Source organism: Streptomyces sp. PH10-H1 (assembly GCF_030063355.1).
Classification (GTDB): domain Bacteria; phylum Actinomycetota; class Actinomycetes; order Streptomycetales; family Streptomycetaceae; genus Actinacidiphila.
In genome coordinates this window covers 47,315-73,288 of record NZ_JASISZ010000032.1, presented here as the reverse complement: position 1 = coordinate 73,288, position 25,974 = coordinate 47,315, and the positions used below count along the sequence as shown (strand labels likewise).

Here is a 25,974-nt window from a genome sequence, read left to right as displayed (position 1 = left end):
CATCATCAGCGGCAAGGTGGCGGACGGCGCAGGCGCCGCGTCGTCCGCCAGGGAACCACGACGGATCGACTGAGCGCTGGAAACACCAAAGGGAGAACGACGAGGATGAACCGTAAGCTACTGGTGCTGCCCGCCCTTCTGGGCGTGCTGGCACCCGGGCTCGCCGCATGCGGCGGGTCGGACAGTGGCGGTGCGAACAGCGGTAAGCCCATCGTCGTGGGAACCACGGACAGCATCACGCTGACCAAGGACAACCCGGCCCCTCTGGACCCGGCGACGTCGTACGACAGCGCCACGTGGAACGTCTTCTACAACACCTTCCAGATGCTGCTGCGCTACCCGCGCAGCGGCACCAATCCGGAACCCGACGCGGCGGAGAAGTGCGGCTTCACCGACCAGCGGGGCCAGGTGTACCAGTGCACGCTCCGTAAGGGGCTGACCTTCTCCAACGGTCATGCCCTGACCGCCGAGGACGTCAAGTTCTCGGTCGAGCGCATGCTGGCGATCAACAGCGACAACGGTCCCGCCTCGCTGATCGCCGGGGTCAGCACCGTGCAGGCGCCCGACGACCACACCGTGATCTTCCAGCTCAAGGCGCCCGACACCACCTTCCCGCTCAAACTGGCCACACCCGCCGCCGCCATCCTCGACAGCCACGTCTACGCCAAGGACAAGCCGTTCGAGGGCTTCAAGATCGTCGGCTCCGGCCCGTACACGCTGGACGATTTCAAGCAGGGAGACCGGGCGGTCTTCAGCCGGAACGCGAACTACCAGGGCACCCTCAAGCTGAACAACAGCAAGGTGGAGCTGCGGATGTTCTCGTCCGCGGACACGATGGAGTCCGAGCTCAAGAGCGGCACCGTCGACGTCGCCACCCGCACCATGCGGCCGGACCAGATCAACCGGCTCCTCAAGGGCGGCACCAAGGACGTCAAGCTCACCGAGGCGGCCGGCACCGAGGCCCGCTATCTGTTCTTCGACACCACGGACGCGGCGGTACGGCCGAAGGCCGTCCGGCAGGCCATCGCGCAGATCATGGACCGCCAGACGCTGACCCGCGACGTCTTCCAGCGGACCGCCGAGCCGCTGTACTCGCCGGTCCCGGTCGGCATCACCGGCCACGCCAACTCGTTCTTCAAGGCCTACGGCGACCCGAACACGGCCAAGGCCAAGGCGCTGCTGCACGCGGCCGGGATCGACGGGAAGGTCGCGTTCGACTACTGGTACCGCAAAGACCTCGCCGGCTCCAGCAACAAGGAGGAGGCCGAGGCGATCAAGCGGCAGCTGGACGCCAGCGGACTGTTCGACGTCACGCTCAAGAGCGAGCAGTGGAACGTCTTCCTGACCCAGGTGAAGAAGCACAAGTACGCGGCATACGCTCTCAGCTGGCTGCCCGACTTCCCGGACCCCGACAACTACATCGCTCCGTTCTTCGACAGGGACAACTTCCTCAAGCTGCCCTACCAGAGCGATGTCATCCAGCGACAGGTGATCCCGGAGACCCGGCAGCAGTCGCAGCGCAGCGCCACCATCAGTGATTTCGAGAACGCTCAGAAGATCATCGCCCAGGACGTGCCGATGCTGCCGCTGTGGCAGGGCAAGCAGTACATCGCTGCCCGCAGTGACATCACCGGCGTGGAATGGGCGCTCAACTCCTCCACCACCACTCAGTTCTGGGAGCTCGGGCGGGGTGTCACGGGTTGATCAGCACATACAAGGGAGAACGTCGAGGATGAATCGCAAGCTGCTCGCGCTGCCGGTGGTCGTCGTGGGTCTGATATCACCCGTACTCGCCGGTTGCGGATCCGGCAGTGGCAGCGGAGCCGACAAGGCGATCGTCGTGGGCACTACCGACGAGTTCCACCTCTCGCCGAAGTCGCCGGCTCCGCTCGACCCCGTCACGGGCTACGACATCCAGACCTGGAACGTCTTCTACAACACGTTCCAGACGCTGCTGCGATTCCCCCGCAGCGGCACGGACCCTGAGCCCGAGGCCGCCAAGGAGTGCCACTTCACCGACGGACTCGGCGAGCAGTACCGGTGCACGCTGCGTGACGGTCTCCAGTTCTCCAACGGCCACGCCCTCACGTCCAAGGACGTGAAGTTCTCCATCGACCGCATGCTCGCGATCAAGGACGAGAACGGCCCGTACAGCCTTCTGACCAATGTCGACAAGGTCGAGACGCCGGACGAGGCCACGGTCGTCTTCCACCTCAAGGACCCCGACGCGACCTTCCCGTACAAGCTGGCCACGCCCGCCGCGGACATCGTGGACAGCGAGGTGTACGACGCGAAGAAGCAGCACGCGGGCTTCGACATGGTGGGCTCCGGCCCGTACCAGCTGGAGTCCTTCAAGGAGGGCGACTCGGCCGTCTTCACGAAGAACCCGCACTACAAGGGCACGATCAAGCTGAACAACAGCAAGATCGAGCTGAAGTTCTTCAAGAACTCCACGGACATGGGCAAGGCCCTCAAGGCCGGCGACATCGACGTCATGAACCGCTCGATGACGCCCGCGCAGCTCAACGAGCTCAACGTCGCCAACGACAAGGACGTCAAGCTGACCGAGGCGCCCGGCACCGAGATCCGCTATCTGGTCTTCAACACGGCCGACCCGGTCGTGAAGCAGAAGGCGGTCCGCCAGGCCGTCGCCCAGATCGTGGACCGCCAGGCGATCACCCGCGACGTCTACCAGCGCACCACCGAGCCGCTCTACTCGATCGTCCCGGCCGGCATCACCGGCCACGCCAACTCGTTCTACAACTCCTACGGCGTGCCCAACGCACAGAACGCCCGTAAGACGCTGCGGGACGCGGGCATCACCTCGCCGGTCGAGCTGACGCTGTCGTACACGACCGAGCACTACGGCGAGGCCACCGCGCAGGAGTTCCAGCTGCTCAAGAAGCAGCTGGAGGCCACCGGGCTGTTCAAGATCAAGCTGCAGGGCGTGAGCGACTGGCACGCCTACACCGAGGGCGGGCGCAAGCACCAGTTCCAGGTGTACGGGATGGGCTGGTTCCCCGACTTCCCGGACCCGGACAACTACATCGCCCCGTTCCTCGACAAGGAAAGCTTCCTCGAGCTGGCCTACTCGAACAGCGTCATCCAGAACCAGCTGATCAAGTCGACCCGGCAGAAGACCCAGCGCAGCGCCACCATCACCGACTTCACCGCGGCACAGAACATCGTCGCCACGGACGTACCGCTGCTGCCGCTGTGGCAGGGCAAGCAGTACCTCGCCGCCCGTAGCGACATCACGGGCACCGAGTGGACGCTCAATGCCTCCTCCACCACCCAGTTCTGGGAGCTGGGCCGAGGTGTGACGGGCTGACCCGGACACTGAGGCGGGCCCGGACGACGCTGTCGTCCGGGCCCGCCTCGTCATGGAGCGGGTCCGGCCGCGGCCCGCGGGCGATGAGTTGTGCCCGGCGCGGAGGTCTGTCGTAGGGAACCCCACGACAGGAGGCCGACGTGAGTGCTGCGGACGAGTTGCCGGGGCGGCACGAGGGGGAGCGGGACGGGCGACCGGACGCGCTTGTCTGGGTCCTGGACGCGCCCCTCACCCGCGCCGGCATCCCCGCGCTGTGCGCGCGCCTGCGGGCGCGGCTGCACGGCAGCGAGGGCGGCTGGGTGACGTGCGACGTGGCCGCGCTCACCGAGCCGGACGCGGGCACCGTCGAGGCCCTGGCACGGCTGCAGCTCACCGCCCGTCGGCTGGGCAGCCGGATCCGGCTGCGGAACGCCGGAGGCCGGCTGTGCGGCCTGCTGGCCCTCGCGGGGCTGCGGGACGTCCTGCCCCTGGAGCCGGGGCCGGACGTCACGGCTCCAGACGGGCGGGCAGCCCGAACATCGGGAACAGATGAGCGGTGTCGAGGAAGCAGTTGAGCCCGGTGATCCGGTCTTCCGAGATCTCGATGACCTGGAGCGCCCACGGCTCGTGGCCGCCGTCGGAGGCCGGCCGGTACTGCCCGAACGCCGGGGAGCCGTTCGCCACGACCGGCAGCAGCCGCGATCCGAGGCAGCCGATCCCGGTCCCGAGCATCCAGCCGCGGATGTCCTCGTGCCCGCGGAGCCACAGCTCGTACGGCGGCATCGACAAGGTGGCGTCCTCACGCAGCAGTGAGGTGAGCGAATCGAGGTCGTAGCGCTCGAAGGCGTCCACATAGCGCGCCAGGAGGGCGCGCTGCGTCTCGTCCATCGGCCGGGCCGGGTCGCCGGCGGTGACATCACCGGCGGCGAGCGCCGAACGGGCCCGCTGCAGCGCGCTGTTGACGGAGGCGACCGTGGTGTCGAGCAGCTCGGCGACCTCGCTCGCCTTCCAGGCCAGCACCTCCCGCAGGATCAGCACCGCGCGCTGCCGGGGCGCGAGGTGCTGCAGAGCGGCGATGAACGCCAGCCGGACCGAATCGCGCTGGGCGGCCAGCTCGGCCGGATCGCCGGCCGACGGCAGCATCCGGCCGTCGGGCATCGGCTCGATCCAGGTCGCCTCCGGCAGCGCCGGGCTCAGCGGTGAGTTGAACGAGACGGGGGACGCGAGATCCATCGGGCGGGCCCGGCGCTCGCGCGCCTTCAGCATGTCCAGACACACATTGGTGGCGATGCGGTAGAGCCACGACCGCAGCGACGCCCGGCCCTCGAAACGGTCGAAGCCGCGCCAGGCCCGTACCAGCGTCTCCTGTACGGCGTCCTCCGACTCGAACGCCGACCCCATCATCCGGTAGCAGTATCCGGTCAGCTCCACCCGGTGCCGCTCCAGTTGCAGCTCCGTCGCCAAGCCGTCCCTTGCCGCGAGATCACTCATTGAGGGCCCCCTGTCGACCGTCGGCCTTCGGCTCCAGCCGTCCCTGACATCCTAGGCACGGGGTATGACAGAGCGCCTCTGATCGGCCGGACACCGCGCTATCCGGGGAACTCCCGGGCCAGCAGGTCCATCATCAGACTGTCGTGCCAGGTCCCGTCGGGGCCGCGCTCGTAGTCGCGCATGATGCCGACCGGCCGGAATCCGGCGTTGGTGTAGCAGCGGATGGCGGCGGTGTTGTCGGCCGCGGGATCGATGGTCAGCCGGTGGTGGCCGTGGACGGTGATCAGATGGCGGGCGAGGGTGCGGACGGCGTCGGTGCCGAGCCCGCGGCCGTGGCAGGCGGGGTCGAGGTAGATGTCGATATTCGCGTGCCGGTAGTCGGGCTCTTCCTCGGCGGCCCACTGGATCGCGCCGATCACACGGTCCCCGTACTCGACGACGAAGATCTCGGTGTCCGGCTCGGTCAGGTCCTCGGCCACGGAGGCGGCCATCGTGTCGGGGTCGCCGCGCCAGCGTTCGTACACCTGCGGTGTGGAGCGGATCGCGGCGAGCGCGGGGATGTCGGCGGCACCGGCCGGACGCAGCGTGACCGAGGCGCCGTGGAGAGTGGTCATGGCGGGGACGTTACCTATCCGGTGGCGCGGCCACGACGGGATATCCGGCGCGGGACCATTTCCGGCGTGTGGCAGCACTCCCAGTGATCCGGAGGACGGGCGCTCATGCGCGACGAGACGATCAGCGACTTCCTGCAACGGCTCGCCGACCGGGTGCCGACCCCCGGCGGCGGGGCGTCCGCCGCGCTCCACGCGGCCCAGGCGGCGGCCCTGCTGGGCATGGTGGCCCGCTACAGCACCGGCGAGAAGTACGCCGGCCACGCGGGCGCCATCCGCGCCGGGACGGCCGCCGCGCTGAACGACGCCGGCACGCCGCCGAAACTCGCCGTGGTCGTGGCCACAGCCGACGAGTCCAGCGCCGGCCGGCACGTCGCCGTGGTCGGACGCTCCACCGTCGTCGGCAAGCCCGTCGCCCACCTGCTGCTGGACAAGAACGCGACCGTCACCATCTGTCACTCCCGCACCAGGGACCTGGCGGCGGTCACCTCCGCCGCCGACATCGTGGTCACGGCGGTGGGGCGGCCCGGGCTCCCCACCGCCGAGCACATCGGGCCCGGCGCGATCGTGGTGGACGTCGGCACCAACCCCACCGAGGACGGCGGACTCGTCGGCGACGTGGACGCCGTGTCCGTCGCGGGGAAGGCCGGCGCCCTCACCCCGGTGCCGGGCGGTGTCGGCCCCGTGACCACCGCCCTGCTGCTCCGGCACACTGTGCGGGCCGCCTCACGCTGACCGTCGGGACAGCCGCGCTGCCTCAGCCCGCGCCGGGGCGCACCAGCCCGCTCTCGTACGCGTACACCGCCGCCTGGACACGGTCGCGCAGGCCCAGCTTGGTCAGCACATGCCCGACATGCGTCTTCACCGTCGTCTCGCTGACGAACAGCTCGGCCGCGATCTCCGCGTTCGACAGGCCGCGGGCGACCAGTTTCAGGACCTCGACCTCTCGCTCGGTGAGGGTGTGCAGTGGCTGCGGCACGGACTCCTCACCGGAGGGCAGCCGTTCCGCGTACTTGTCGAGGAGCCGGCGGGTGATGCTGGGCGCGAGCATGGCCTCGCCTGCCGCGACCACCCGGATCGCCTGCACCAGCTCGGCGGCCGGCGCGTCCTTGAGCAGAAAGCCGCTGGCACCGGCGCGCAGCGCCTCGACCACGTACTCGTCCAGGTCGAAGGTGGTCAGCACCAGGACCTTGGCCGGCCCGTCCCGCCCGGGGCCGGTGATCTGCCGGGTCGCCTCGACACCGTCCATCCGCGGCATCCGGATGTCCATCAGCACCACATCGGGCTGCAGGGCCCGCACCTGGTCCAGAGCCTGCTGGCCGTCCCCGGCCTCACCGATCACGGCAAGGTCCGGCTCGGCCTCCAGAATCATCCGGAAGCCGGTACGCAGCAGCGGCTGGTCGTCCACCAGAAGGACGCGAATCGCCACAAGATCTCCCTCGTCATCGCCGGACGGCCCCATTGTTGCCTAGACGCGGTCGTCCCCGGACGGCGCGGGGCCGGGGAGCGGCAGCGGATAGGGCGGGGGAGTGCCCCCGAACTCCGGACAGACCGCCTGGTGGTCGCACCAGCCGCACAGCTTCGTGCGCCGCGGCAGCCACTCACCGGTCACCGTGGCCTCCCGGATCGCCTCCCACAGCGCCAGCAGCTTGCGCTCCACGCTTTGCAGGTCCGACTCGGCCGGGTCGTACATGATCACGTCGCCGCTGCCCAGATAGACCAGCTGCAGCCGGCGCGGCACCACTCCGCGCAGCCGCCACAGCACCAGCGCGTAGAACTTCATCTGGAACAGCGCCTCGTCGGCGTACTCGGGGCGGGGTGCCTTGCCCGTCTTGTAGTCGACCACCCGCAGATCACCCGTCGGCGCCACATCGAGCCGGTCGATGTACCCGCGCAGCGTCAGCCCCGAGTCCAGCACCGTCTCCACGTACAGCTCCCGCTCCGCGGGCTCCAGCCGTGTCGGGTCCTCCAGGGTGAACCAGCGGTCGACGAGCCGCTCCGCGCTCTCCAGCCACTGCGTGAGGGCCGGTCCGTCCGCCACCTCGAAGAGCGCGGCCAGCTCGGGCCGGGCGGCCAGCAGCTTCTCCCACTCGCCCGGCACCATCGACCGGGCGCGGTCCGCGGTGCGCTCGGCCGCCGGGGAGTCGAAGAGCCGCTCGAGCACCGCGTGCACCACGGTGCCGCGGGTGGCGGCCTCGCTCGGCTTCTCCGGCAGCTTGTCGATCACCCGAAGCCGGTAGAGCAGCGGACACCGCATGAAGTCCGACGCCCGCGACGGGGAGAGTGACGACGGTGGCCGGGGAGGGATGTCTGAGGTGCTGGTGCCCATGGCAGACGACCTTACGGCGTCCCGCCGACAGTCGGTGTCGGCCGCGGACCAGCTGGCAATACCATCGACGGCAGAGCCCCTCGCATTGCATGATCAACATGGTTGGTACGAGGGTTCACACATGAACGAGGGGAACCAGTGAGCGAGAGCGGGCAGCCGCCGTCCCAGGAGACGCAAGCCCAGCAGCCGGGGAACGGTCGCAAGAAGAGCCCGCGCGAGGCCGGCGGCGGCTTCCTCATGGGCCGCATCTTCGGTGTGCCCGTCTACGTCGCCCCCAGCTGGTTCCTCGTCGCCGCCCTCATCACCTGGGTCTTCGGCGGCCAGCTCGACAAGGTCCTGCCCGAGCTCGGCGCGGTCCGCTACCTCGTCTCGCTGTTCTTCGCCGTCGCGTTCTACGCCTCGGTCCTCATCCACGAACTCGCGCACACCGTCGCCGCCCTGCGCTTCAAGCTTCCCGTGCGCCGCATCCAGCTGCAGTTCTTCGGCGGCGTCTCGGAGATCGAGAAGGAGTCCGACACCCCCGGCCGGGAGTTCGTCCTCGCCTTCGTCGGCCCGCTGCTCTCCCTGGTGCTGGCCGGAGTCTTCTACGGCGGCATGAAGGCCGTGGAGCCCGGCACGGTCCCCGGGGTGCTCCTCGCCGGCCTCATGATCAGCAACCTGATCGTCGCCGTGTTCAACCTGCTGCCCGGCCTCCCGCTGGACGGCGGACGCATGCTCCGTGCCGTCGTATGGAAGATCACCGGCAAGCCCATGAGCGGCACCGTCGCCGCCGCCTGGACCGGCCGCGCGCTCGCCATCGCCGTCCTCGGCCTGCCGGTGCTGACGTACAACAACACGGCCGGCAGCAGCGGCTTCGACTCGCTCACCGACGCCCTGCTCGCCGCCATCCTCGCCGCAATCATCTGGACCGGCGCCGGAAACAGTCTGCGCATGGCCCGGCTGCGCGAACGCCTCCCCGACCTGCGCGCCCGCACCCTCACCCGGCGCGCGGTGCCCGTCAGCTCCGACACCCCGCTGTCCGAGGCACTACGGCGCGCCAACGAGGCCGGCGCCCGCGCCCTGGTCGTCGTGGACGGTCACGGAGACCCCACCGCGGTCGTCCGCGAGGCCGCCATAGTCGGCATCCCGGAACACCGCCGCCCCTGGGTCGCGGTCAGCGGCCTGGCCCAGGACCTCAAGCCGGGCATGAGGGTCTCCACGGAGCTCTCCGGCGAGGACCTGCTGGACACACTGCGCGCGACCCCGTCGACCGAATACCTCGTCGTCGAGCCGACGGGCGAGATCTACGGCGTACTTTCGACGGCCGACGTGGAGAAGGCCTTCCTGGCGGCGATGGCCCGGCCGGCTTCCTGAGGGCTGATCCCCAGGCGTTGCGGCCAGGCCGGCCGTGTCGGGGGCCCGGTCCGCGAGGTCCGGCCCACCGCGGAGGCGAACCGAGCCCAAAAAAAGCCAGCTAGGCTGTTCACATGTCCGAACCGACCGGTGCCGCCCGCCGTCGCGGCCCATTCCAAGTCGGGGACCAGGTCCAGCTCACCGACCCCAAGGGACGCCACTACACCTTCACGCTCGAAGCCGGGAAGCAGTTCCACACCCACAAGGGTGCGTTCTCGCACGACGAGTTGATCGGTGCTCCTGAAGGAAGTGTTGTCCGTACCACGGGGAACGTCGCCTACTTGGCGCTGCGCCCCCTGCTCCCCGACTATGTCCTGTCCATGCCACGCGGAGCCGCGGTGGTCTACCCCAAGGACGCGGGGCAGATCCTGTCGATGGCCGATATCTTCCCCGGCGCCCGTGTCGTCGAGGCCGGAGTCGGCTCAGGCTCGCTCAGCAGCTTCCTGCTGCGTGCCGTCGGCGACCAGGGCATGCTGCATTCCTACGAGCGCCGCGCCGACTTCGCGGAGATCGCCACCCAGAACGTCCAGCGCTACTTCGGCGGGGAACACCCCGCTTGGACGCTGACCGTCGGCGACCTCCAGGACAATCTGTCCGACACCGATGTCGACCGCGTCATCCTGGACATGCTCGCCCCCTGGGAATGCCTCGACGCCGTCTCCAAGGCCCTCGTCCCCGGTGGCATCCTGTGCTGCTACGTCGCCACCACCACGCAGATGGCCCGCACCGTCGAGGCGATCCGTGAGCACGGCACCTTCAATGAGCCGGCGGCCTGGGAGACCATGGTCCGCAACTGGCACGTCGAGGGCCTCGCGGTACGTCCCGACCACCGCATGATCGGCCACACCGGTTTCCTGCTCACCGCTCGTCGGCTCGCCGACGGCGTGGAGCCGCCGCTGCGCCGCCGCCGCCCCTCCAAGGGCTCGTACGGCGACGACTACACCGGACCCGGCAGCGAAAGCGGGGGCACCCGCGCGGCCGCCGACCCGTCCGTGACGGCAGAAACGCCCGAAGCGGCCGAGACGGCCGAGGTCGCCGAGGCACCCGAGCCGACCGAGTAGCACCGGGCACGCCCAGGTGAAGGCGCTGTCGCCGGATTCCCCCGCTGGGGCATCCGACGACAGCGCCTTTTCCGGTTTCCCCGCCGATTCGCCGATTCCCCGCCGACCCGGTTCTCCCTCCGGACCCGGCTGTTCCGCCCGAGTGTGACGTATGGCACCATGCTGGCCACCCCCTCGAACTCCCCAGGAGCCAGGCGAGTGCAGCCCTCCGCAGGACCGGCCCTTCCGCATACCCGAGCCCGCACGGCGCACTGGATCTCCACCGCCGCGCTGGTCGGCGCGGTCATCGGCGCCGGGGCCCTGGTCCAGCCCGCCGATGCCTCCTCGCACGGCTCAGACGTCACCACGCAGGCCGCCCCCGACCCCAGGGCGGCCAAGTACCCACTCGACTGTGCGGGAGCGCCCGTGGACGTCGTCAGCAGCGTCTCGGGGGATCTGGACCGGGACGGCCGGCCCGAGACGGTCGTCGTCGTGCGCTGTCACGCTGAGGCCGGCACCCCGCCCAGCGGGGTCTACGTCCTGGCGCCGGGCGCGGCGCCAGGCAGCGCGCCGCGCGTCGTGGCCACGCTGGTCGATCCCGCGGAGCAGCGCAGCATCACGGGTTTCGGGCTCCAGGGCCGCATCGTCAGGGCGACCGTGCTCGGGTTCTCGAGCGACGCCACACCCCGCTGCTGCCCCGACCAGAAGCGCACCTACACCTGGCAGTGGCGGGCGGGCCGCTACTACGCCACGCCGGGCGCGCTGGCGAACGGTATCTGACCGGTCACCCGGCGTCGGGGCCGAACACCTCGACCCGGTCGGTGACGCGGCGTACATGGATGCAGTCGCCGGGGCACTCCTTGGCCGAATCCACCACATCGGTCAGCAGGGTCAGCGGAACCGGAGCGGTCGCACCCGGTGACTGCCGCAGCTCGTCATCGTTGCCCTTGACGTAGGCGAGCCCGTCGATGTCGAGCTCGAACACCTCGGGCGCATACTGCACACAGATGCCGTCCCCGGTGCACAAGTCCTGGTCGATCCAGACTTCCATCTCTTCCGCGTCGGCCTCGGACACGTTGCTCACGGGATACCTCGCCTGCTGTTCATGGATCGGTCCGTACACGGACCGCAACAGTCCCTGACGGGTGTTGACCGAACCGACGATACAACCGGCCGCTTTCCGATGTTGATCCGTGGGTATCTCCCTGGCGTGAGGACGTACGCAAGGGTGAAGATCGGACACACCCCGACCGTCTTTGTGATCTAGGGGTTTCAACCCCCACCGGCCCAGGTAGGGTCTGGAAACGTCCAGCTCCCCTTGGAGGAGGTGAGGACCGTGGCGGCCCACGACGACGACATCACCCGTGGCGGCCGACCCGCTCGTGGTTCAGATGACACCACGAGCCAGGTCGCCTTTCTTGAGCAGGAAATCGCCGTCCTGCGACGTAAGCTCGCCGACTCTCCGCGTCACACGAGGATTCTCGAAGAGCGGATCGTCGAGCTGCAGACCAACCTGGCAGGCGTGTCCGCTCAGAATGAGCGGTTCGCGAACACTCTCCGCGAGGCCCGCGACCAGATCGTGGCCCTCAAGGAAGAAGTGGACAGGCTCGCGCAGCCTCCTGCCGGTTTCGGCGTCTTTCTGCAGGCGAACGAGGACGGAACGGCGGACATCTTCACCGGCGGCCGAAAGCTGCGGGTGAACGTCAGCCCCTCCGTCGAACTTGAAGACCTCCGGCGAGGTCAGGAACTCATGCTCAATGAAGCGCTCAACGTGGTCGAGGCCATGAAGTACGAGCGCGTCGGCGACATCGTCACCCTCAAGGAGATCCTTGAGGACGGCGAACGAGCCCTGGTCGTCGGACACACCGACGAGGAGAGGGTGGTGTGGCTCGCCGAGCCACTCCTGGACGGCGCTCTCCGCGTAGGCGACGCACTCCTGCTGGAGCCCCGCTCCGGCTACGTATACGAAAGGGTCCCCAAGAGCGAGGTCGAAGACCTCGTCCTCGAGGAGGTCCCCGACATCGACTACCAGCAGATCGGCGGCCTCGCCGGTCAGATCGAGCAGATCCGCGACGCGGTCGAACTGCCCTATCTGCACGCGGACCTGTTCAAGGAGTACGAGCTGCGCCCGCCCAAGGGCGTACTGCTCTACGGCCCCCCCGGCTGCGGAAAGACCCTCATCGCCAAGGCAGTCGCCAACTCCCTTGCCAAGAAGGTCGCCGAAGTCACGGGACAGCCGCAGGGGAAGAGCTACTTCCTGAACATCAAGGGTCCGGAGCTGCTCAACAAGTACGTCGGCGAGACCGAGCGTCAGATCCGCCTGGTCTTCCAGCGAGCCAGGGAGAAGGCGAGCGAGGGCACCCCCGTCATCGTCTTCTTCGACGAGATGGAATCCCTCTTCCGCACCCGCGGATCCGGTGTCAGCTCGGACGTGGAGAACACCATCGTCCCCCAGCTGCTCGCCGAGATCGACGGAGTGGAAGGCCTGGAGAACGTCATCGTCATCGGCGCCTCCAACCGCGAGGACATGATCGACCCGGCGATCCTGCGGCCCGGCCGTCTGGACGTCAAGATCAAGATCGAGCGGCCGGACGCCGAGGCGGCCAAGGACATCTTCTCGAAGTACCTCGTTCCCACACTCCCGCTCAACAGCGAGGACCTGTCGGAACACGGCGGATCGAAGGCCGGCACCGTCGAGGCCATGATCCAGGCCGTCGTCGAGCGGATGTACACCGAAACGGAGGAGAACCGCTTCCTGGAGGTCACCTACGCCAACGGTGACAAGGAGGTCCTGTACTTCAAGGACTTCAACTCCGGAGCGATGATCCAGAACATCGTGGACCGGGCCAAGAAGATGGCGATCAAGGCCTTCCTCGAACACAACCAGCGCGGTCTTCGCGTCGCCCACCTGCTCGCCGCGTGTGTCGACGAGTTCAAGGAGAACGAGGACCTGCCCAACACCACCAACCCCGACGACTGGGCCCGGATCTCCGGCAAGAAGGGCGAACGGATCGTGTTCATCCGCACCCTCGTCACCGGGAAGCAGGGCGCGGATACCGGCCGCTCCATCGACACTGTCGCCAACACCGGGCAGTACCTGTAAAGCAACCTCTCCGGCTGCGGGCGCCCCGACCGGGTACCCGCAGCCGGAGTGTTTGTCCACAGGTCAGGCAGGACCGGAGTAATGAGTGAAATGATCTCCCCACCGCCGCCATCGCGTTCTAGGCTCTTCCGTACCGCGCCTTGCAGTGCGGCTCAGGGATCAGCAGTCGCACTCGGGCCATATGCGCAGCGGTACTTGAGCGTCAGCCCCAGCACGGGGCGGCGCCGGGCAAGGAGGGCCGCATGACCGTACGGCGAGTAATGGGTATCGAGACGGAGTACGGCATCTCCGTCCCCGGCCACCCGAACGCCAATGCCATGCTCACCTCGTCCCAGATCGTCAACGCGTACGCGGCGGCGATGCACCGGGCGCGCCGCGCCCGCTGGGACTTCGAGGAAGAGAACCCGCTTCGTGACGCCCGGGGCTTCGACCTCGCCCGTGACACCGCGGACTCGAGCCAGCTCACCGACGAGGACATCGGCCTGGCCAATGTCATCCTCACCAACGGAGCACGGCTGTACGTCGACCACGCCCACCCGGAATTCTCCTCACCCGAGGTCACCAACCCGCTCGACGCCGTCCTGTGGGACAAGGCGGGTGAGCGGATCATGGCCGAGGCCGCCGAGCGCGCCGCGCAGCTCCCCGGCGCTCAGCCCATCCACCTGTACAAGAACAACACCGACAACAAGGGCGCGTCCTACGGCACCCACGAGAACTATCTGATGAAGCGGGAGACCCCCTTCTCGGACATCGTGCGCCATCTGACGCCGTTCTTCGTCTCGCGCCAGGTCGTCACCGGGGCCGGCCGCGTCGGCATCGGCCAGGACGGCCGGGAACACGGCTTCCAGCTGAGCCAGCGCGCCGACTATTTCGAGGTCGAGGTCGGCCTCGAGACCACGCTCAAGCGCCCCATCATCAACACCCGCGACGAACCCCACTCGGACGCGGAGAAGTACCGGCGGCTGCACGTCATCATCGGGGACGCCAACCTCTCCGAGATCTCGACCTACCTCAAGCTCGGCACCACCGCACTCGTGCTGTCGATGATCGAGGACGGCTTCATCAAGGTGGACCTGGCCGTCGACCAGCCGGTACGGACCCTGCACCAGGTCAGCCACGACCCCACACTGCAACATCTCATCACGCTGCGCAGCGGGCGCACCCTCACCGCCGTACAGCTCCAGATGGAGTACTTCGACCTGTCCCGCAAGTACATCGAGGAGCGCTTCGGCGCCGATGCGGACGACCAGACCAAGGATGTCCTCAGCCGCTGGGAGGACGTGCTCAACCGGCTCGAGAACGACCCGATGAGCCTGTCGGGCGAGCTGGACTGGGTCGCCAAACGGGAGCTCCTCGAGGGCTACCGGCGCCGTGACGGTCTCGAGTGGGACGCCGCGCGGCTGCACCTCGTCGACCTCCAGTACGCCGACGTACGGCCCGACAAGGGCCTCTACAACCGTCTCGTGGCCCGCGGCCGCATGCAGCGGCTCCTGGAGGAGCCCGCCGTCGAGCGCGCCCGTACCAAGCCCCCTGAGGACACCCGCGCCTATTTCCGCGGCCGCTGCCTCGAGCAGTACGCCGATGACGTCGCCGCCGCCTCCTGGGACTCGGTCATCTTCGATCTGCCGGGCCGTGACTCCCTCCAGCGGGTTCCGACGCTGGAGCCGCTGCGCGGCACCCGCAACCACGTCAAAGAGCTCCTGGACCGCTGCCGCACGGCAGAAGACTTGGTCCGCATCCTTTCCGGCGGCTGAAATGCCCCAGAACCGGGAATCAAGCAAGTGAGCGGAAGCCGGGCCGATGTCGGACCCGGCTTGTAGGGTCTGATCACGTAGGAAACGCAACCGAGCGGGGTGAGCGTCATGGCTACCAAGGACACCGACGGCGGACAGCAGAAGGCGACACGCGCCACAGAGGAAGTCGAAGAGGTCGCGCAGGACGCGCAGACCTCGGACGAACTCAAGGAGCGCCACGAGAAGCTCTCGGAGGATGTCGACGACATCCTGGACGAGATCGACGACGTACTCGAGGCCAACGCCGAGGACTTCGTGCGCTCATTCGTGCAAAAAGGCGGGCAGTAGAGCGCTCCGGGCGTACCGCCCGGAGCGCTCTGCCCGGACCTCTCGGGAGCATGTGGATCACTGCCGTGAGACGGGTAGGGTCCGAGGCACACTGTGCCTCAGCTGCGACGCAGCACTTGGACAGTTCAATGACCGGTCTGTCGTCATGCGCCGGGCCGTCGCATACGTGGAAGGAAACGTGTGGAAGCCAACACTCGTAGCACCGGGCGTCTGCCAGCTGCCTTCCTGACGCCTGGTTCGTCCTCGTTCATCGACTTCCTCGGCGAGCACTCACCCGATCTGCTGCCGCGCAACCGGAGCCTGCCGCCGCTCCAGGGCGCCATCGAGATCCCGCACGGCACGACGATCGTGGCCGCGACCTTCCCCGGCGGGGTGATCCTGGCCGGTGACCGCCGCGCGACGATGGGCAATGTCATCGCGCAGCGCGACATCGAGAAGGTCTTCCCGGCCGACGAGTACTCGGCCGTCGGCATCGCCGGGACCGCCGGCCTGGCCGTGGAGATGGTGCGGCTGTTCCAGCTGGAACTGGAGCACTACGAGAAGATCGAGGGCGCGGTGCTCTCCCTGGAGGGCAAGGCGAACCGCCTGTCCACGATGATCCGCGGGAATCTCGGGATGGCGCTCCAGGGGCTCGCCGTCGTACCGCTCTTCGCCGGGTACGACGTGGACCGCGAGAAGGGCCGGATCTTCTCCTACGACGTGACCGGCGGCCGCTCCGAGGAGCACGGATTCGCCTCGACCGGTTCCGGTTCGGTCTTCGCTCGCGGCTCGCTCAAGAAGCTGTACCGCAAGGATCTGACGGAGGGGCAGGCGATCACCCTGGTCGTGCAGGCCCTGTACGACGCCGCTGATGACGATTCGGCCACCGGTGGCCCGGACCTGGCGCGGCGCATCTATCCGATCGTCACCGTCATCACCGACGAGGGTTTCCGCAAGCTCACCGAGGCAGAGTCGTCCGAAGTCGTCCGTATCATCCACGAGCGGCGGCTGGAACAGCCCGACGGCCCGCGTGCCGAACTGCTCTGACGGTCCGTCCGGACCGACGGACCGGGAAACGGGAATGAACTCGCCACTGACAGAAAGGGACGGATAGCCGGTGTCGACGCCGTTCTATGTCTCACCCCAGCAGGCCATGGCCGACCGTGCGGAGTATGCCCGCAAGGGCATCGCGCGCGGCCGCAGCGTCGTCGTACTGCAGTACACCGACGGCATCGTGTTCGTCGCTGAGAACCCGTCCCGCGCCCTCCACAAGGTCAGCGAGATCTACGACCGGATCGCCTTCGCGGCGGTGGGCAAGTACAACGAGTTCGAGAATCTGCGGATCGGCGGCGTGCGCTACGCCGATCTGCGGGGCTACACCTATGACCGTGAGGACGTCACGGCCCGCGGCCTGGCGAATGTCTACGCCCAGACGCTGGGCACGATCTTCTCCAGCGTCGGTGAGAAGCCGTACGAGGTGGAATTGATCGTCGCGGAGGTCGGCGCGGCCCCCGAGGACGACCAGATCTACCGGCTGCCGCACGACGGCTCGATCGTGGATGAGCACGGCGCCGTCGCGGTCGGCGGGAACTCGGACTCGATCGGCACCTATCTCGACCAGCGGCACCGTGACGGCATGACGCTCGCGGAGGTGCTGAAGCTGGCGGCCGAATCGCTCGGCCGGGACAGCAACGGCGCCGAACGGCAGCTCACCGCCGAGCAGTTGGAGGTCGCGGTGCTGGACAGGACGCGGCCGCAGCAGCGCAAGTTCAAGCGGATCCTGGGCCGTCAGCTGGCCCGCCTCCTGGAGGCGGACAGCGCGGCGACCACCAAGACCGACGACCCTTCCGACGAGGAGGAGTAGCGGGGCCTTCGCCCGCCGTCCTCTGTACCTCACGCCCGCGCCCCGACCGGCCCAGAGCCGCCGGGGCGCGGGCGTGTGCGGTTCCCTGGCCGGGAGCAGTGCCGATCGATTCCGGGCGGGTGCCGTTCCTGGGCGGCGGGTGCCTGTGCCCGGGCGCGCGGCGCCGGCCCCGCGCGCCCGGTACCCAGTCCCGCGCGGGCGTATGCGGTTTCTGGCGGGTGCCCGTTCCCGGGCGGGCGGCGCCGTTCCCGGGTGTCGGTAGCCATGCCGGGCGGCCGTGTGCCATTCCTCATGGGTGTGCGGGCGCGGGCGCCGTCCCCGCGCGTCGGGTACCGGTCCGGGGCAGGCGCCGTCCCCGCGCGCCGGACGTCACGCGCCGGACGCCCCGGCGCCCGGGGCGGGTCACTTCGGCGGCGGGGCGGTGGAGCCGCGTACGACGAGTTCGACGGGGAGGTCGCCGCGGTCGGCGGGGCGGCCGTCGAGTACGGCCAGCAGTGCCGCCATGCCGCGGCCGCCGATCTCGTCGGCGGGCAGCCGGACGGTGGTGAGTTCCGGTTCGACGGCGGTGGCGAGCGCGAGGTCGTCGAATCCGGTCACCGACACATCGCCGGGCACCCGCAGTCCCAGCCGGCGGGCGGCCTTGCAGGCGCCTGCGGCGAGGATGTCGTCGTCGCAGATCAGCGCGGTGGGCCGGGGTCCTGGCCGGCTGAGCGCGATTTCGGCGGCGAGCCGGGCGTCGCCGACGCTGTGAGCGGACCGCTCGGTGTGGAGCCGGGCGCCCTCGGCGCCCGCCAGCGTGGCGGCCAGCGCGTCCGCGCGGACCTGGAAGGTCCAGGTGTCGACGGCGGAGGCGAGGTGGGTGAACCGGCGGTGTCCGAGTCCGAGCAGATGGCGGGCCACCTGCCGCATGCCGTCGGCGATGTCGAAGTTCACGGTGGCGGCGGCGCTCGCCTCGCCGGGGTCGCTGTCGAGCATGACGAGCGGGAGGTCGCCGCCGCCGATGGCGTCGAGCGCGTCGGCGGCCATCGAGGACGCGATGACGCCGTCGATCGAGGCGCGGGCGGAGCCGAAGGGGTCACGGGCCGGCCCGATGCCGTCGGGCGAGGGGTAGAGCACCACGCCGAACTCGTGCTCCGCCGCGACGCGGGCGGCACCGGTGTAGACGCGGGCGAAGTACTCATTGGTCAGTACGGGGACCACCAGCAGCGCCGTACGGGTCCGGCCGAGCCGGAGATTGCGGGCGGCGAGGTTCGGCCGGTAGCCGATCGCCTGCGCCGCAGCGCGTACCGCTTCCGCCGTGCGGTCCGAGACCCGGCCGCGCGACTTGCCGCCCAGGACCAGTGACACGGTCGCCTGCGAGACGCCCGCGGCCCGCGCCACGTCCCGTGAGGTCGGGCGTGCGGTATCGGTCACTCCGGGCATCCTTCCGGTCCCCGCGGATGGACCCGCGGCCTGCGGTCATGGTACGTATGACGCAACAAGTTATACGTAACACTTCGGTGGTGTCCGGGGGAGAGGGGCCGGTATGGCGACGGGATACGCGGATCTGCTGAGGACGCGGCATGCCGCCCGGCTGCTCAGCGGCACCCTGATCGGCCGGCTGCCCAACGCGACGGCCGCGCTGTGCATCGTGCTGCTGACCCGCGCCGAGGGCGGCAGCTACTCGCTCGCCGGTTCGCTGGGCGCGCTCTACGGTCTCGGCACCGCCGTCGGCCAGCCGCTTCTCGGCCGGATCACCGATCGCTACGGCCAGCCGCGCGTCATGCTGCCGTCGGCCGTGCTGTCCGCCGCCGGCATGGTGCTGTTCGCCCTGTCAGGACCCGATCCGCTTCCCGTGGCCTGTGTCGCGATGGTGGTCGCCGGCCTGTTCACCCCGCCGCTGGAAGGCGGGCTGCGGGCGCTGTGGCCGGGCGTCCTGAAGAGTGAGGACCGGCTGCACGCCGCCTACGCCCTGGACGCCGCCGCCCAGGAGCTGATGTTCACTATCGGCCCGGTCCTCGTCACCGCCCTGGTCGCGGTCGCCTCCGAGACCGCCGCCGTGCTGTGGATCGCGGCGGTCGGTGTGGCGGGCGCGCTCGGCGTTGTCACGGCCCCGCCGTCCCGTGAGTGGCGGGCCGAACCCCGGGCCGCCGACTGGCTCGGACCGCTGCGCGCGCCGGAGCTGCGCGCCCTGATCGGCTCGCTGTTCTTCGTCGGTGTCGCCCTCGGGTCGATCGCGGTCGCCGCGGTCGCCTACGCGGACGTGCACGGCGGCGGCATGGTGAACGGCTATCTGCTGTCCGCGCTCGGACTCGGCGCCCTCATCGGTGGTGTGACGTACGGAGCGCGGCCCTGGCCGGGCACACCCGAGCGCCGGCTGCGGGTGCTGGCCGTCGGACTGGCCATCTGTTATGCGCCCTTGGTGCTCGTCCCCGGCGTGGTTGCGATGACGGTCCTCTCGGGCCTCGCGGGAGTGTTCCTGGCGCCGGTCCTGGCCTGCGCGTTCGTGGTGGTGGACCGGCACGCGCCGAGCGGCACGGTGACCGAGGCGTTCTCCTGGCTGGTGACCGCGATCGGTGTCGGCGCCTCGCTCGGAACCGCCGCCGCGGGGCCTGCCGCGCAGTTCGGCGGGGTCGCCGCCGGATTCGCCGTTGCGGTGGCCGGCGGAGTCGTTGCGCTGGCCGTACTCCTCGCGACCGCCCGATTCCTTGCGCCCCCAAACCTGAAAACCGAGTTGGAAAAAGATCGAATCGATGGAGTCGAACTCGGTTTCAGCGCCACGCATCAGGCGTAATGTTCAGACATGGACCGCCGCATTTTCGGGCTGGAGAACGAGTACGGCGTCACATGCACGTTCAGGGGGCAGCGGCGTCTGTCTCCTGACGAGGTGGCGCGGTACCTCTTCCGCCGTGTCGTGTCATGGGGTCGAAGCAGCAACGTCTTTCTGCGCAACGGCGCCCGCCTCTACCTCGACGTCGGCTCGCACCCGGAGTACGCCACTCCGGAGTGCGACAATCTGACCGAGCTCGTCACCCATGACAAGGCCGGCGAACGCATCCTCGAAGGCCTTCTGGTGGACGCCGAACGGCGTCTGCACGAAGAGGGCATCGCCGGCGATGTCTATCTGTTCAAGAACAACACCGACTCCGCGGGGAACTCCTACGGCTGTCACGAGAATTACCTCGTCGCGCGGCACGGCGAGTTCTCCCGGCTCGCCGACATCCTGATCCCGTTCCTGGTCACCCGTCAGATGATCTGCGGCGCCGGCAAGGTGCTGCAGACCCCCCGCGGCGCGGTCTTCTGCGTCAGCCAGCGCGCGGAGCACATCTGGGAGGGCGTCAGCTCCGCCACCACCCGCTCCCGCCCGATCATCAACACCCGCGACGAACCGCACGCGGACGCGGAGCGCTACCGGCGGCTGCATGTGATCGTCGGCGACTCCAACATGTCCGAGACGACGATGCTGCTCAAGGTCGGGGCCACCGACCTCGTGCTGCGCATGATCGAAGCGGGCATCGTGATGCGTGACCTCACTCTGGAGAACCCGATCCGGGCGATCCGTGAGGTCAGTCATGACATCACCGGCCGCCGCAAGGTGCGGCTGGCCACCGGCCGCGAGGCGTCCGCCCTGGAGATCCAGCAGGAGTACTACTCCAAGGCCGTCGACTTCTGCGAACGCCGCGGCATCCGCAACGGCGTGATCGAGCAGGTGCTGGAGCTGTGGGGCCGCACCCTGGAGTCGATCGGCAGCGGCGACCTCGCCGCCATCGGCACAGAGATCGACTGGGTGATGAAGTACCAGCTGATCGAGCGCTACCGGAACCGGGACAACATCACGATGTCCCACCCGCGCGTCGCCCAGCTGGACCTCGCCTATCACGACATCCACCGCCGCCGCGGCCTGTACTACCTGCTGGAGAAGAAGGGCCAGGCCAAGCGGATCTGCAGCGATCTGAAGATCTTCGAGGCGAAGTCGGTGCCTCCGCAGACCACTCGCGCCCGGTTGCGCGGCGATTTCATCCGGCGCGCCCAGGAACAGCGGCGTGACTTCACGGTCGACTGGGTGCATCTGAAGCTCAATGACCAGGCGCAGCGCACCGTGCTGTGCAAGGACCCGTTCCGGTCGGTCGATGACAGGGTGGAGAAGCTCATCGCCGGTATGTGACCCGCTCACCGCCGGTATGCGATCTGCGGACGACCGGGCGGGGACCCGGCGGGGACCCGGCGGGAAAGGGTCACAGGACACTCACAGGCCCCGTACGTCCGCGTACGGGGCCTGCCGCACGCCTTAGAGTGGCGCGAAACGCCAGTGCCAACCGAGATCTGAGGATTACGTGCGCCGACTTGCCGCTCTGCTCGTCGTCCCCGTGCTGCTGCTCACCGCAGCGTGCGGCAGCGACAAGGGCAACTCAAATTCCGCCGCCTTCACGTCCAAGATGGGCCTGCCTTCCATCACGGCCGGGGTGAAGATCGGTGAAAAGCCGACCATTGCCAAGGGCGAGGGTGATCCGCCCAAGGAGCTCAAGGTCGAGGTCGTCAGCAAGGGCAGCGGGGCGAAGGTCGCGAAGGGCCAGAACGTCCAGGTCAATTACCTGGGCCAGACCTGGACCTCCGACAAGCCCTTCGACAACAGCTTCGACCGGAAGCAGTCGTTCCCGCTGACGATCGGCGCGGGCGGTGTCATCAAGGGCTGGGACCAGGGCCTGGAGGGCCAGAACGTGGGCAGCCGCGTCATGCTGGGGATCCCCCCGGCCCTCGGCTACGGGGCTCAGGCGCAGGGCACCACCATTCCCGCCAATTCCACCCTCGTGTTCGTCGTGGACATCCTCAAGGCCACCACCGTCCCGACGTCGGCCAAGGGCACCGAGGTCAAGCAGGACGACGCGAAGCTGCCGCAGGTCGGTACCAACACCGACGGCAAGGCCCCGACCGTGACGATCCCGAAGGTGGACCCGCCCAAGGCGCTGGTCTCCAACTACGTCATCGAGGGCAGCGGCCCCGTGGTCAAGGCCACCGACGGCGTAGTCATCCAGTACGAGGGATTCGTCTGGAAGGACGGCTCGAAGTTCGACGACGGCTACGCCACCGGGAAGACGACGTCGATCCCGGCGCTGAATCAGCTGCAGATCAAGGGCCTGGTGGCCGGCCTGACCGGCAAGAAGATCGGCAGTCGTCTGCTGCTCGTCCTTCCCCCGTCCGAGGGCTTCGGCGACAAGGCGCAGACCGGGGTTCCGGCCAACTCGACGGTGGTCTTCTCGCTGGACATCCTGGCGCTTCTGTAAGACTGTCCGGGTTGCCCGCAACGTATCAAGGAGTAACCGCAGTGAGCATCGAGAAGCCCGAGATCGATTTCCCCGAAGGCGAGCCGCCGGCCACTCTTCAGATCAAGGAGATCTGGGAGGGCACCGGCGAGGAGGCCAAGGCGGGCCAGAACGTCAGCGTCCACTACGTGGGCGTCTCGTTCAGCACGGGTGAGGAGTTCGACGCCAGCTGGAACCGTGGCGCCGCGTTCACCTTCCCGCTCGGTGGCGGCCGTGTCATCAAGGGCTGGGACCAGGGCGTGCAGGGCATGAAGGTCGGCGGCCGCCGCCAGCTGACCATCCCCGCGCACCTCGCGTACGGCAACCAGAGCCCGACCCCGGCGATCAAGCCGGGCGAGACTCTGATCTTCGTCGTGGACCTGGTCTCGGTCTGAGCAGGCGCGTTTCGAGGGCCCATGCCTCCTGGCATGGGCCCTCGGCTTTTGCCGCAGCTCCCCGGAGCGGTACGGTCATCGATCGAGAGCTGAAGACGAAGGGTGCGCGATGGCGATTGCCAAGGCCGAGCGGCTGATGAACCTGGCGCTGTGCCTGATGAACACCCGGCGTCCCGTCAGCAAGCGGGAGTTGCGCGAGTCGATCGAGGCCTATCACGAGATGGTTTCCGACGACGCGTTCAACCGGATGTTCGAGCGCGACAAGGACGATCTGCGGGAACTCGGACTGATCATCGAGACGGTGGAGAGCGTCGACGGCGAGGTGGGCTACCTCGCCCGCCGCGACCGCAACCGGCTGCCCGAGATCGCGCTGGACGCCGAGGAGGCCGCCGCCCTGAGCCTCGCCGCCAAGGTGTGGCAGCAGGCCCGGCTCGCCGAGGCCGCCAGTGGCGCGCTGCAGAAGCTGCGGGCGGCGGGTGTGCCGTTCGAGGACACCCACAGCGCGCTGGAGCCGCGTATCCCGACCCCCGAGCCCGCGTTCGAGCCGCTGATGGTCGCGACGCGTGAGCGCCGGGCCGTCTCCTTCGACTACCGCAAGGCGAACGCGGTGCGCCCCGAACCCCGGCAGGTCGAGCCGTGGGCCCTGGAGTGCTGGCGCGGCCACTGGTACCTGGCCGGCTGGGACCGTGACCGCGACGCGGTGCGGGTCTACCGGCTCTCGCGCATCTCCGGCAAGGTCCGTTCCCGCGCCGGTGCCTTCAGCGCGCCGGTCCCCGACCATGTGGACGTACGGGCCGCCGTCGCGAGCTGGGCCGGCGAGGGCGCGACCGCGACCGCGAGGATCCGGCTGCGCCGCGAGTCGGGCTATCCGCTGCGGGCCAAGGCCGTGACGTCGGAGCCGGTGGACGCCGAGTGGGACGAACTGGAAATCCCGTACGGGCATGGACTCGACGCCTGGCTGGTGGAGTTCGGCCCCGACGTGGTGGTCCTGGAACCCGCCGAACTGCGGGCCGATGTGGTCGACCGGCTGCGCGCCGTGGCCAAGGACTGACGGGACTTCACGACATGGCGAACGCGATCGACCAGACCCGGCGGATGCTCTCCCTGGTGACGTACCTGCGGGAACGCCCCGGCGCGCGCGTCACCGATGTCGCCCGCGCCTTCGGGGTCACCGAGGCCGAGCTGATCGGTGACCTGAACGTGCTGCCGCTGTGCGGTACGAGCTTCCGCGGCGGTGACCTGCTCGACATCGACACCGACGGCGAGCGGATCTGGTGGCACAACGTCGACGATGTGGCGCAGCCGCTGCGGCTGGCCGCGGACGAGGCCACGGCGCTGCTCGTCGCGGCGCGGGCGGTGGCGAACCTGCCGGGCCTGCGCGACAGCGACCGGCAGGCGCTGCTGCGGGCCACGGCGAAGCTGGAGACCGCGGCCGGCGAGGTGGCGGCCGCCAGCTCCCAGCTGTCGGTGACCTTCGAGTCCGAGGGCAGCGTCTTCGCGGATGTGGACCGGGCCATCGCCGAACGGCGCCGGCTGTGGATCCGCTACTACTCGCCCGCCCGGGACGCCCTCACCGAGCGTGAGGTGGACCCGATCCGGCTCTTCGCGGTCGGGCACACCTACTTCGAGGGCTGGTGCCGGCTGTCGGAGGACCGCCGCACCTTCCGGCTCGACCGGGTCGCGGAGATCAAACTGCTCGACGAGCCGTCCGACCCGCCGCGGATCGAGCCGCGCGACCTGTCGCTGGGGCTGGTGCAGCCGGCGGGCGACGACCCGGAGGTCGTCGTCGAGGTGGGCCCCGGCGGCCGCTGGGTGGCCGAGTACTACCCGCACGACAGCGCCGACGAGCTGCCCGACGGGGGCCTGCGGATCAGCCTGCGCACCCCCGACCCGGGCTCGCTGCGCCGGCTGGCGCTGCGGCTGGGCCGGGACGGCCGGATCGTCTCGCCGGCCGACCTCGCCGCGCGGGCGCGCGACGCGGCCGTGCTGGCGCTGGCGGCGTACGGAGAATAGGGAGCGACGATGACGATGGCCTCCACGATGACGTCCCCGGCGCCGTCCGCGGTGCTCTTCAAGGCCGCGTGCCCGGACTGCCGCGGCCGCTTCGAGCTGGCGTCGCAGGAGCTGCGGCTGGCCATCGGCCGCACCCACCGGACCACGTTCTACTCCTTCACCTGCCCCGGGTGCGGGATGGCCGTCCGCAGGCCGGCGGGGGAGCGGATCATCGAACTGCTCACCGGCGGCGGGGTGCGCACCATGCGGCTGCACATCGGCTGAGCCGATAGGGTCGGGGCCATGTGGTGGCTCTACCTGTACGTCGGCCTCTCGACCGCCGGCATCCTCGTGCTCGGTGTGCTCGGTGTCCGGGTCTTCGCCGAGGTTCAGCGGCTGGCCGGGCAGGTGGCCAGGAGCACCGACGACCTCGCCCGCGCCTCCGAGCGGCTGCGCCAGGCCGCGGAGCCGCTCGCGGAGCGCGCCGGGGACATCTCCCGCGGCTGACGTGCCTGCGCCCGGCACAACGGTGAATCGGGGGATCGCCAGGCGGGAGAATCCCGGCGTTACACGATCGACCCTCGTTCATGGCCGTCCCGGGAGGTACGCTGCCTAGCGCGGCCCCGTGTACGAGCGGCGGGGGTCGCACCTGGTGGTTGCCGGCGGATTGCCCGGCGTTTACCGCCGCACGCTACGATCACTGCCAGTACGGCGGAACGGGCACATGCCCGGTCCGGCGAAGACAAGGACCCACGCCGCTCCGGTGAGAAGGTAGACACTTATGCTCGGCAATCTCAAGCCCCTCGAGATCGTCCTCATCCTTCTCGTCGTCATCTTGCTGTTCGGCGCCAAGAAGCTTCCGGACATGGCCCGGTCGCTCGGCAAGTCGGCCCGCATCCTCAAGAGCGAGGCCAAGGCGATGAAGAAGGACGACGAGGCACCGGTGGCGGACGCTCACACCGCTGAGTCCGCGCCCGCCGCGCCGAAGACGATCCAGGCCGCCCCCGGCGATGTGACCAGCGCCCGCCCGGTCGCGGAGCCGAACCACACCACCCAGGCCTGACCCCAGCCCGTACCGGTTCGCACCAAGCCGCTGACGGCTGCCGCA

General features: G+C 69.2%; 28 protein-coding genes. 22 read left to right on the top strand and 6 right to left on the bottom strand.

What is annotated here, in order from left to right; all coding sequences use genetic code 11:
* Positions 1-105 precede the first annotated feature (105 nt).
* The 3 genes from QMK24_RS20305 to QMK24_RS20295 all read left to right on the top strand — a co-directional run bounded on the left by QMK24_RS20305 (position 106) and on the right by QMK24_RS20295 (position 3,885).
* Positions 106-1,704 (top strand): ABC transporter substrate-binding protein, encoded by a 1,599-nt coding sequence (locus QMK24_RS20305; RefSeq protein WP_283467791.1) that lies wholly within the window; start codon positions 106-108, stop codon positions 1,702-1,704.
* Positions 1,705-1,732: 28 nt separating this feature from the next.
* Positions 1,733-3,331: an ABC transporter substrate-binding protein gene (locus QMK24_RS20300; protein WP_283467789.1), complete on the top strand. Its 1,599-nt coding sequence runs from the start codon at positions 1,733-1,735 to the stop codon at positions 3,329-3,331.
* 140 nt (positions 3,332-3,471) lie between these two features.
* Positions 3,472-3,885, top strand: coding sequence for an STAS domain-containing protein (locus QMK24_RS20295; RefSeq protein WP_283467786.1), 414 nt, complete (start codon positions 3,472-3,474; stop codon positions 3,883-3,885).
* Here the strand turns inward: QMK24_RS20295 and QMK24_RS20290 are convergent.
* Positions 3,818-4,801 (bottom strand): sigma-70 family RNA polymerase sigma factor, encoded by a 984-nt coding sequence (locus QMK24_RS20290; protein WP_283467785.1) that lies wholly within the window; start codon positions 4,799-4,801, stop codon positions 3,818-3,820. The two genes, QMK24_RS20295 and QMK24_RS20290, sit on opposite strands and share 68 nt — an antisense overlap.
* Before the next feature lie 98 nt (positions 4,802-4,899).
* Complete coding sequence (locus QMK24_RS20285; protein WP_283467783.1) at positions 4,900-5,415, bottom strand: GNAT family N-acetyltransferase; 516 nt, start codon at positions 5,413-5,415, stop codon at positions 4,900-4,902.
* Positions 5,416-5,520: 105 nt separating this feature from the next.
* Between QMK24_RS20285 and QMK24_RS20275 the strand changes: the two genes are divergently transcribed.
* Positions 5,521-6,147: a cyclodeaminase/cyclohydrolase family protein gene (locus QMK24_RS20275; RefSeq protein ID WP_502962630.1), complete on the top strand. Its 627-nt coding sequence runs from the start codon at positions 5,521-5,523 to the stop codon at positions 6,145-6,147.
* Positions 6,148-6,169: 22 nt separating this feature from the next.
* On the opposite strand, the gene QMK24_RS20270 is transcribed toward QMK24_RS20275, so the two are convergent.
* The gene (locus tag QMK24_RS20270) at positions 6,170-6,841 is read right to left on the bottom strand and encodes a response regulator (RefSeq protein WP_283467782.1); all 672 of its coding nucleotides are present in this window, start codon (positions 6,839-6,841) and stop codon (positions 6,170-6,172) included.
* Between the two features lie 39 nt (positions 6,842-6,880).
* Positions 6,881-7,741, bottom strand: a complete 861-nt coding sequence (locus QMK24_RS20265; protein WP_283467780.1) for a RecB family exonuclease — start codon at positions 7,739-7,741, stop codon at positions 6,881-6,883.
* 138 nt (positions 7,742-7,879) lie between these two features.
* Here QMK24_RS20265 and QMK24_RS20260 point away from each other — a divergent pair, with 138 nt between their 5' ends.
* The 3 genes from QMK24_RS20260 to QMK24_RS20250 all read left to right on the top strand — a co-directional run bounded on the left by QMK24_RS20260 (position 7,880) and on the right by QMK24_RS20250 (position 10,953).
* Entirely contained in the window at positions 7,880-9,094 is a 1,215-nt protein-coding gene (locus QMK24_RS20260) for a site-2 protease family protein (protein ID WP_283467777.1), read from the top strand.
* 113 nt (positions 9,095-9,207) lie between these two features.
* A complete protein-coding gene (locus QMK24_RS20255) occupies positions 9,208-10,194 on the top strand; it encodes a tRNA (adenine-N1)-methyltransferase (protein ID WP_283467775.1) in 987 nt (328 codons plus the stop codon).
* Between the two features lie 198 nt (positions 10,195-10,392).
* Positions 10,393-10,953: a hypothetical protein gene (locus QMK24_RS20250; RefSeq protein ID WP_283467774.1), complete on the top strand. Its 561-nt coding sequence runs from the start codon at positions 10,393-10,395 to the stop codon at positions 10,951-10,953.
* A 4-nt stretch (positions 10,954-10,957) separates the two neighbouring features.
* Here QMK24_RS20250 and QMK24_RS20245 read toward each other — a convergent pair whose 3' ends face one another.
* Positions 10,958-11,224, bottom strand: a complete 267-nt coding sequence (locus QMK24_RS20245) for a ferredoxin (protein WP_283467819.1) — start codon at positions 11,222-11,224, stop codon at positions 10,958-10,960.
* Positions 11,225-11,509: 285 nt separating this feature from the next.
* Between QMK24_RS20245 and arc the strand changes: the two genes are divergently transcribed.
* From arc to prcA, 6 genes are all read left to right on the top strand, one after another.
* Positions 11,510-13,276, top strand: coding sequence for a proteasome ATPase (arc, locus tag QMK24_RS20240; protein WP_283467772.1), 1,767 nt, complete (start codon positions 11,510-11,512; stop codon positions 13,274-13,276).
* Between the two features lie 242 nt (positions 13,277-13,518).
* Entirely contained in the window at positions 13,519-15,030 is a 1,512-nt protein-coding gene (gene dop, locus QMK24_RS20235) for a depupylase/deamidase Dop (protein WP_283467770.1), read from the top strand.
* 108 nt (positions 15,031-15,138) lie between these two features.
* The gene (locus QMK24_RS20230) at positions 15,139-15,357 is read left to right on the top strand and encodes a ubiquitin-like protein Pup (RefSeq protein ID WP_277437432.1); all 219 of its coding nucleotides are present in this window, start codon (positions 15,139-15,141) and stop codon (positions 15,355-15,357) included.
* Entirely contained in the window at positions 15,266-15,586 is a 321-nt protein-coding gene (locus tag QMK24_RS41865; RefSeq protein ID WP_502962629.1) for an endonuclease domain-containing protein, read from the top strand. Before QMK24_RS20230 ends, QMK24_RS41865 begins: the two co-directional genes overlap by 92 nt.
* The gene (prcB, locus tag QMK24_RS20220; protein WP_283467767.1) at positions 15,538-16,383 is read left to right on the top strand and encodes a proteasome subunit beta; all 846 of its coding nucleotides are present in this window, start codon (positions 15,538-15,540) and stop codon (positions 16,381-16,383) included. The genes QMK24_RS41865 and prcB overlap by 49 nt, the downstream gene beginning before the upstream one ends.
* 70 nt (positions 16,384-16,453) lie before the next feature.
* Complete coding sequence (prcA, locus tag QMK24_RS20215) at positions 16,454-17,200, top strand: proteasome subunit alpha (RefSeq protein ID WP_283467765.1); 747 nt, start codon at positions 16,454-16,456, stop codon at positions 17,198-17,200.
* A 402-nt stretch (positions 17,201-17,602) separates the two neighbouring features.
* Here the strand turns inward: prcA and QMK24_RS20210 are convergent, their stop codons facing one another.
* On the bottom strand, positions 17,603-18,622 hold the full coding sequence (locus tag QMK24_RS20210; RefSeq protein ID WP_502962628.1) for a LacI family DNA-binding transcriptional regulator: 1,020 nt from the start codon (positions 18,620-18,622) through the stop codon (positions 17,603-17,605).
* 103 nt (positions 18,623-18,725) lie between these two features.
* On the opposite strand from QMK24_RS20210, the gene QMK24_RS20205 reads away from it, so the two are divergent.
* The 9 genes from QMK24_RS20205 to tatA all read left to right on the top strand — a co-directional run bounded on the left by QMK24_RS20205 (position 18,726) and on the right by tatA (position 25,929).
* Positions 18,726-19,973: an MFS transporter gene (locus tag QMK24_RS20205; RefSeq protein WP_283467763.1), complete on the top strand. Its 1,248-nt coding sequence runs from the start codon at positions 18,726-18,728 to the stop codon at positions 19,971-19,973.
* A 9-nt stretch (positions 19,974-19,982) separates the two neighbouring features.
* A complete protein-coding gene (gene pafA, locus QMK24_RS20200; RefSeq protein WP_283467762.1) occupies positions 19,983-21,344 on the top strand; it encodes a Pup--protein ligase in 1,362 nt (453 codons plus the stop codon).
* A gap of 169 nt (positions 21,345-21,513) precedes the next feature.
* Complete coding sequence (locus QMK24_RS20195; RefSeq protein WP_283467760.1) at positions 21,514-22,461, top strand: FKBP-type peptidyl-prolyl cis-trans isomerase; 948 nt, start codon at positions 21,514-21,516, stop codon at positions 22,459-22,461.
* 41 nt (positions 22,462-22,502) lie between these two features.
* Positions 22,503-22,874 carry an FKBP-type peptidyl-prolyl cis-trans isomerase gene (locus QMK24_RS20190; protein WP_283467758.1) on the top strand — a complete coding sequence of 124 codons (372 nt, stop codon included), beginning with the start codon at positions 22,503-22,505 and terminating at the stop codon, positions 22,872-22,874.
* A gap of 109 nt (positions 22,875-22,983) precedes the next feature.
* Entirely contained in the window at positions 22,984-23,925 is a 942-nt protein-coding gene (locus tag QMK24_RS20185) for a helix-turn-helix transcriptional regulator (RefSeq protein WP_283467757.1), read from the top strand.
* Positions 23,926-23,939: 14 nt separating this feature from the next.
* Positions 23,940-24,887 (top strand): helix-turn-helix transcriptional regulator, encoded by a 948-nt coding sequence (locus QMK24_RS20180; protein ID WP_283467756.1) that lies wholly within the window; start codon positions 23,940-23,942, stop codon positions 24,885-24,887.
* Positions 24,888-24,896: 9 nt separating this feature from the next.
* Positions 24,897-25,151, top strand: a complete 255-nt coding sequence (locus QMK24_RS20175) for a CpXC domain-containing protein (protein WP_283467753.1) — start codon at positions 24,897-24,899, stop codon at positions 25,149-25,151.
* A gap of 18 nt (positions 25,152-25,169) precedes the next feature.
* Positions 25,170-25,373 (top strand): hypothetical protein, encoded by a 204-nt coding sequence (locus QMK24_RS20170; RefSeq protein ID WP_283467752.1) that lies wholly within the window; start codon positions 25,170-25,172, stop codon positions 25,371-25,373.
* A 274-nt stretch (positions 25,374-25,647) separates the two neighbouring features.
* Entirely contained in the window at positions 25,648-25,929 is a 282-nt protein-coding gene (gene tatA, locus QMK24_RS20165; RefSeq protein WP_283467750.1) for a Sec-independent protein translocase subunit TatA, read from the top strand.
* Positions 25,930-25,974: the final 45 nt, after the last annotated feature.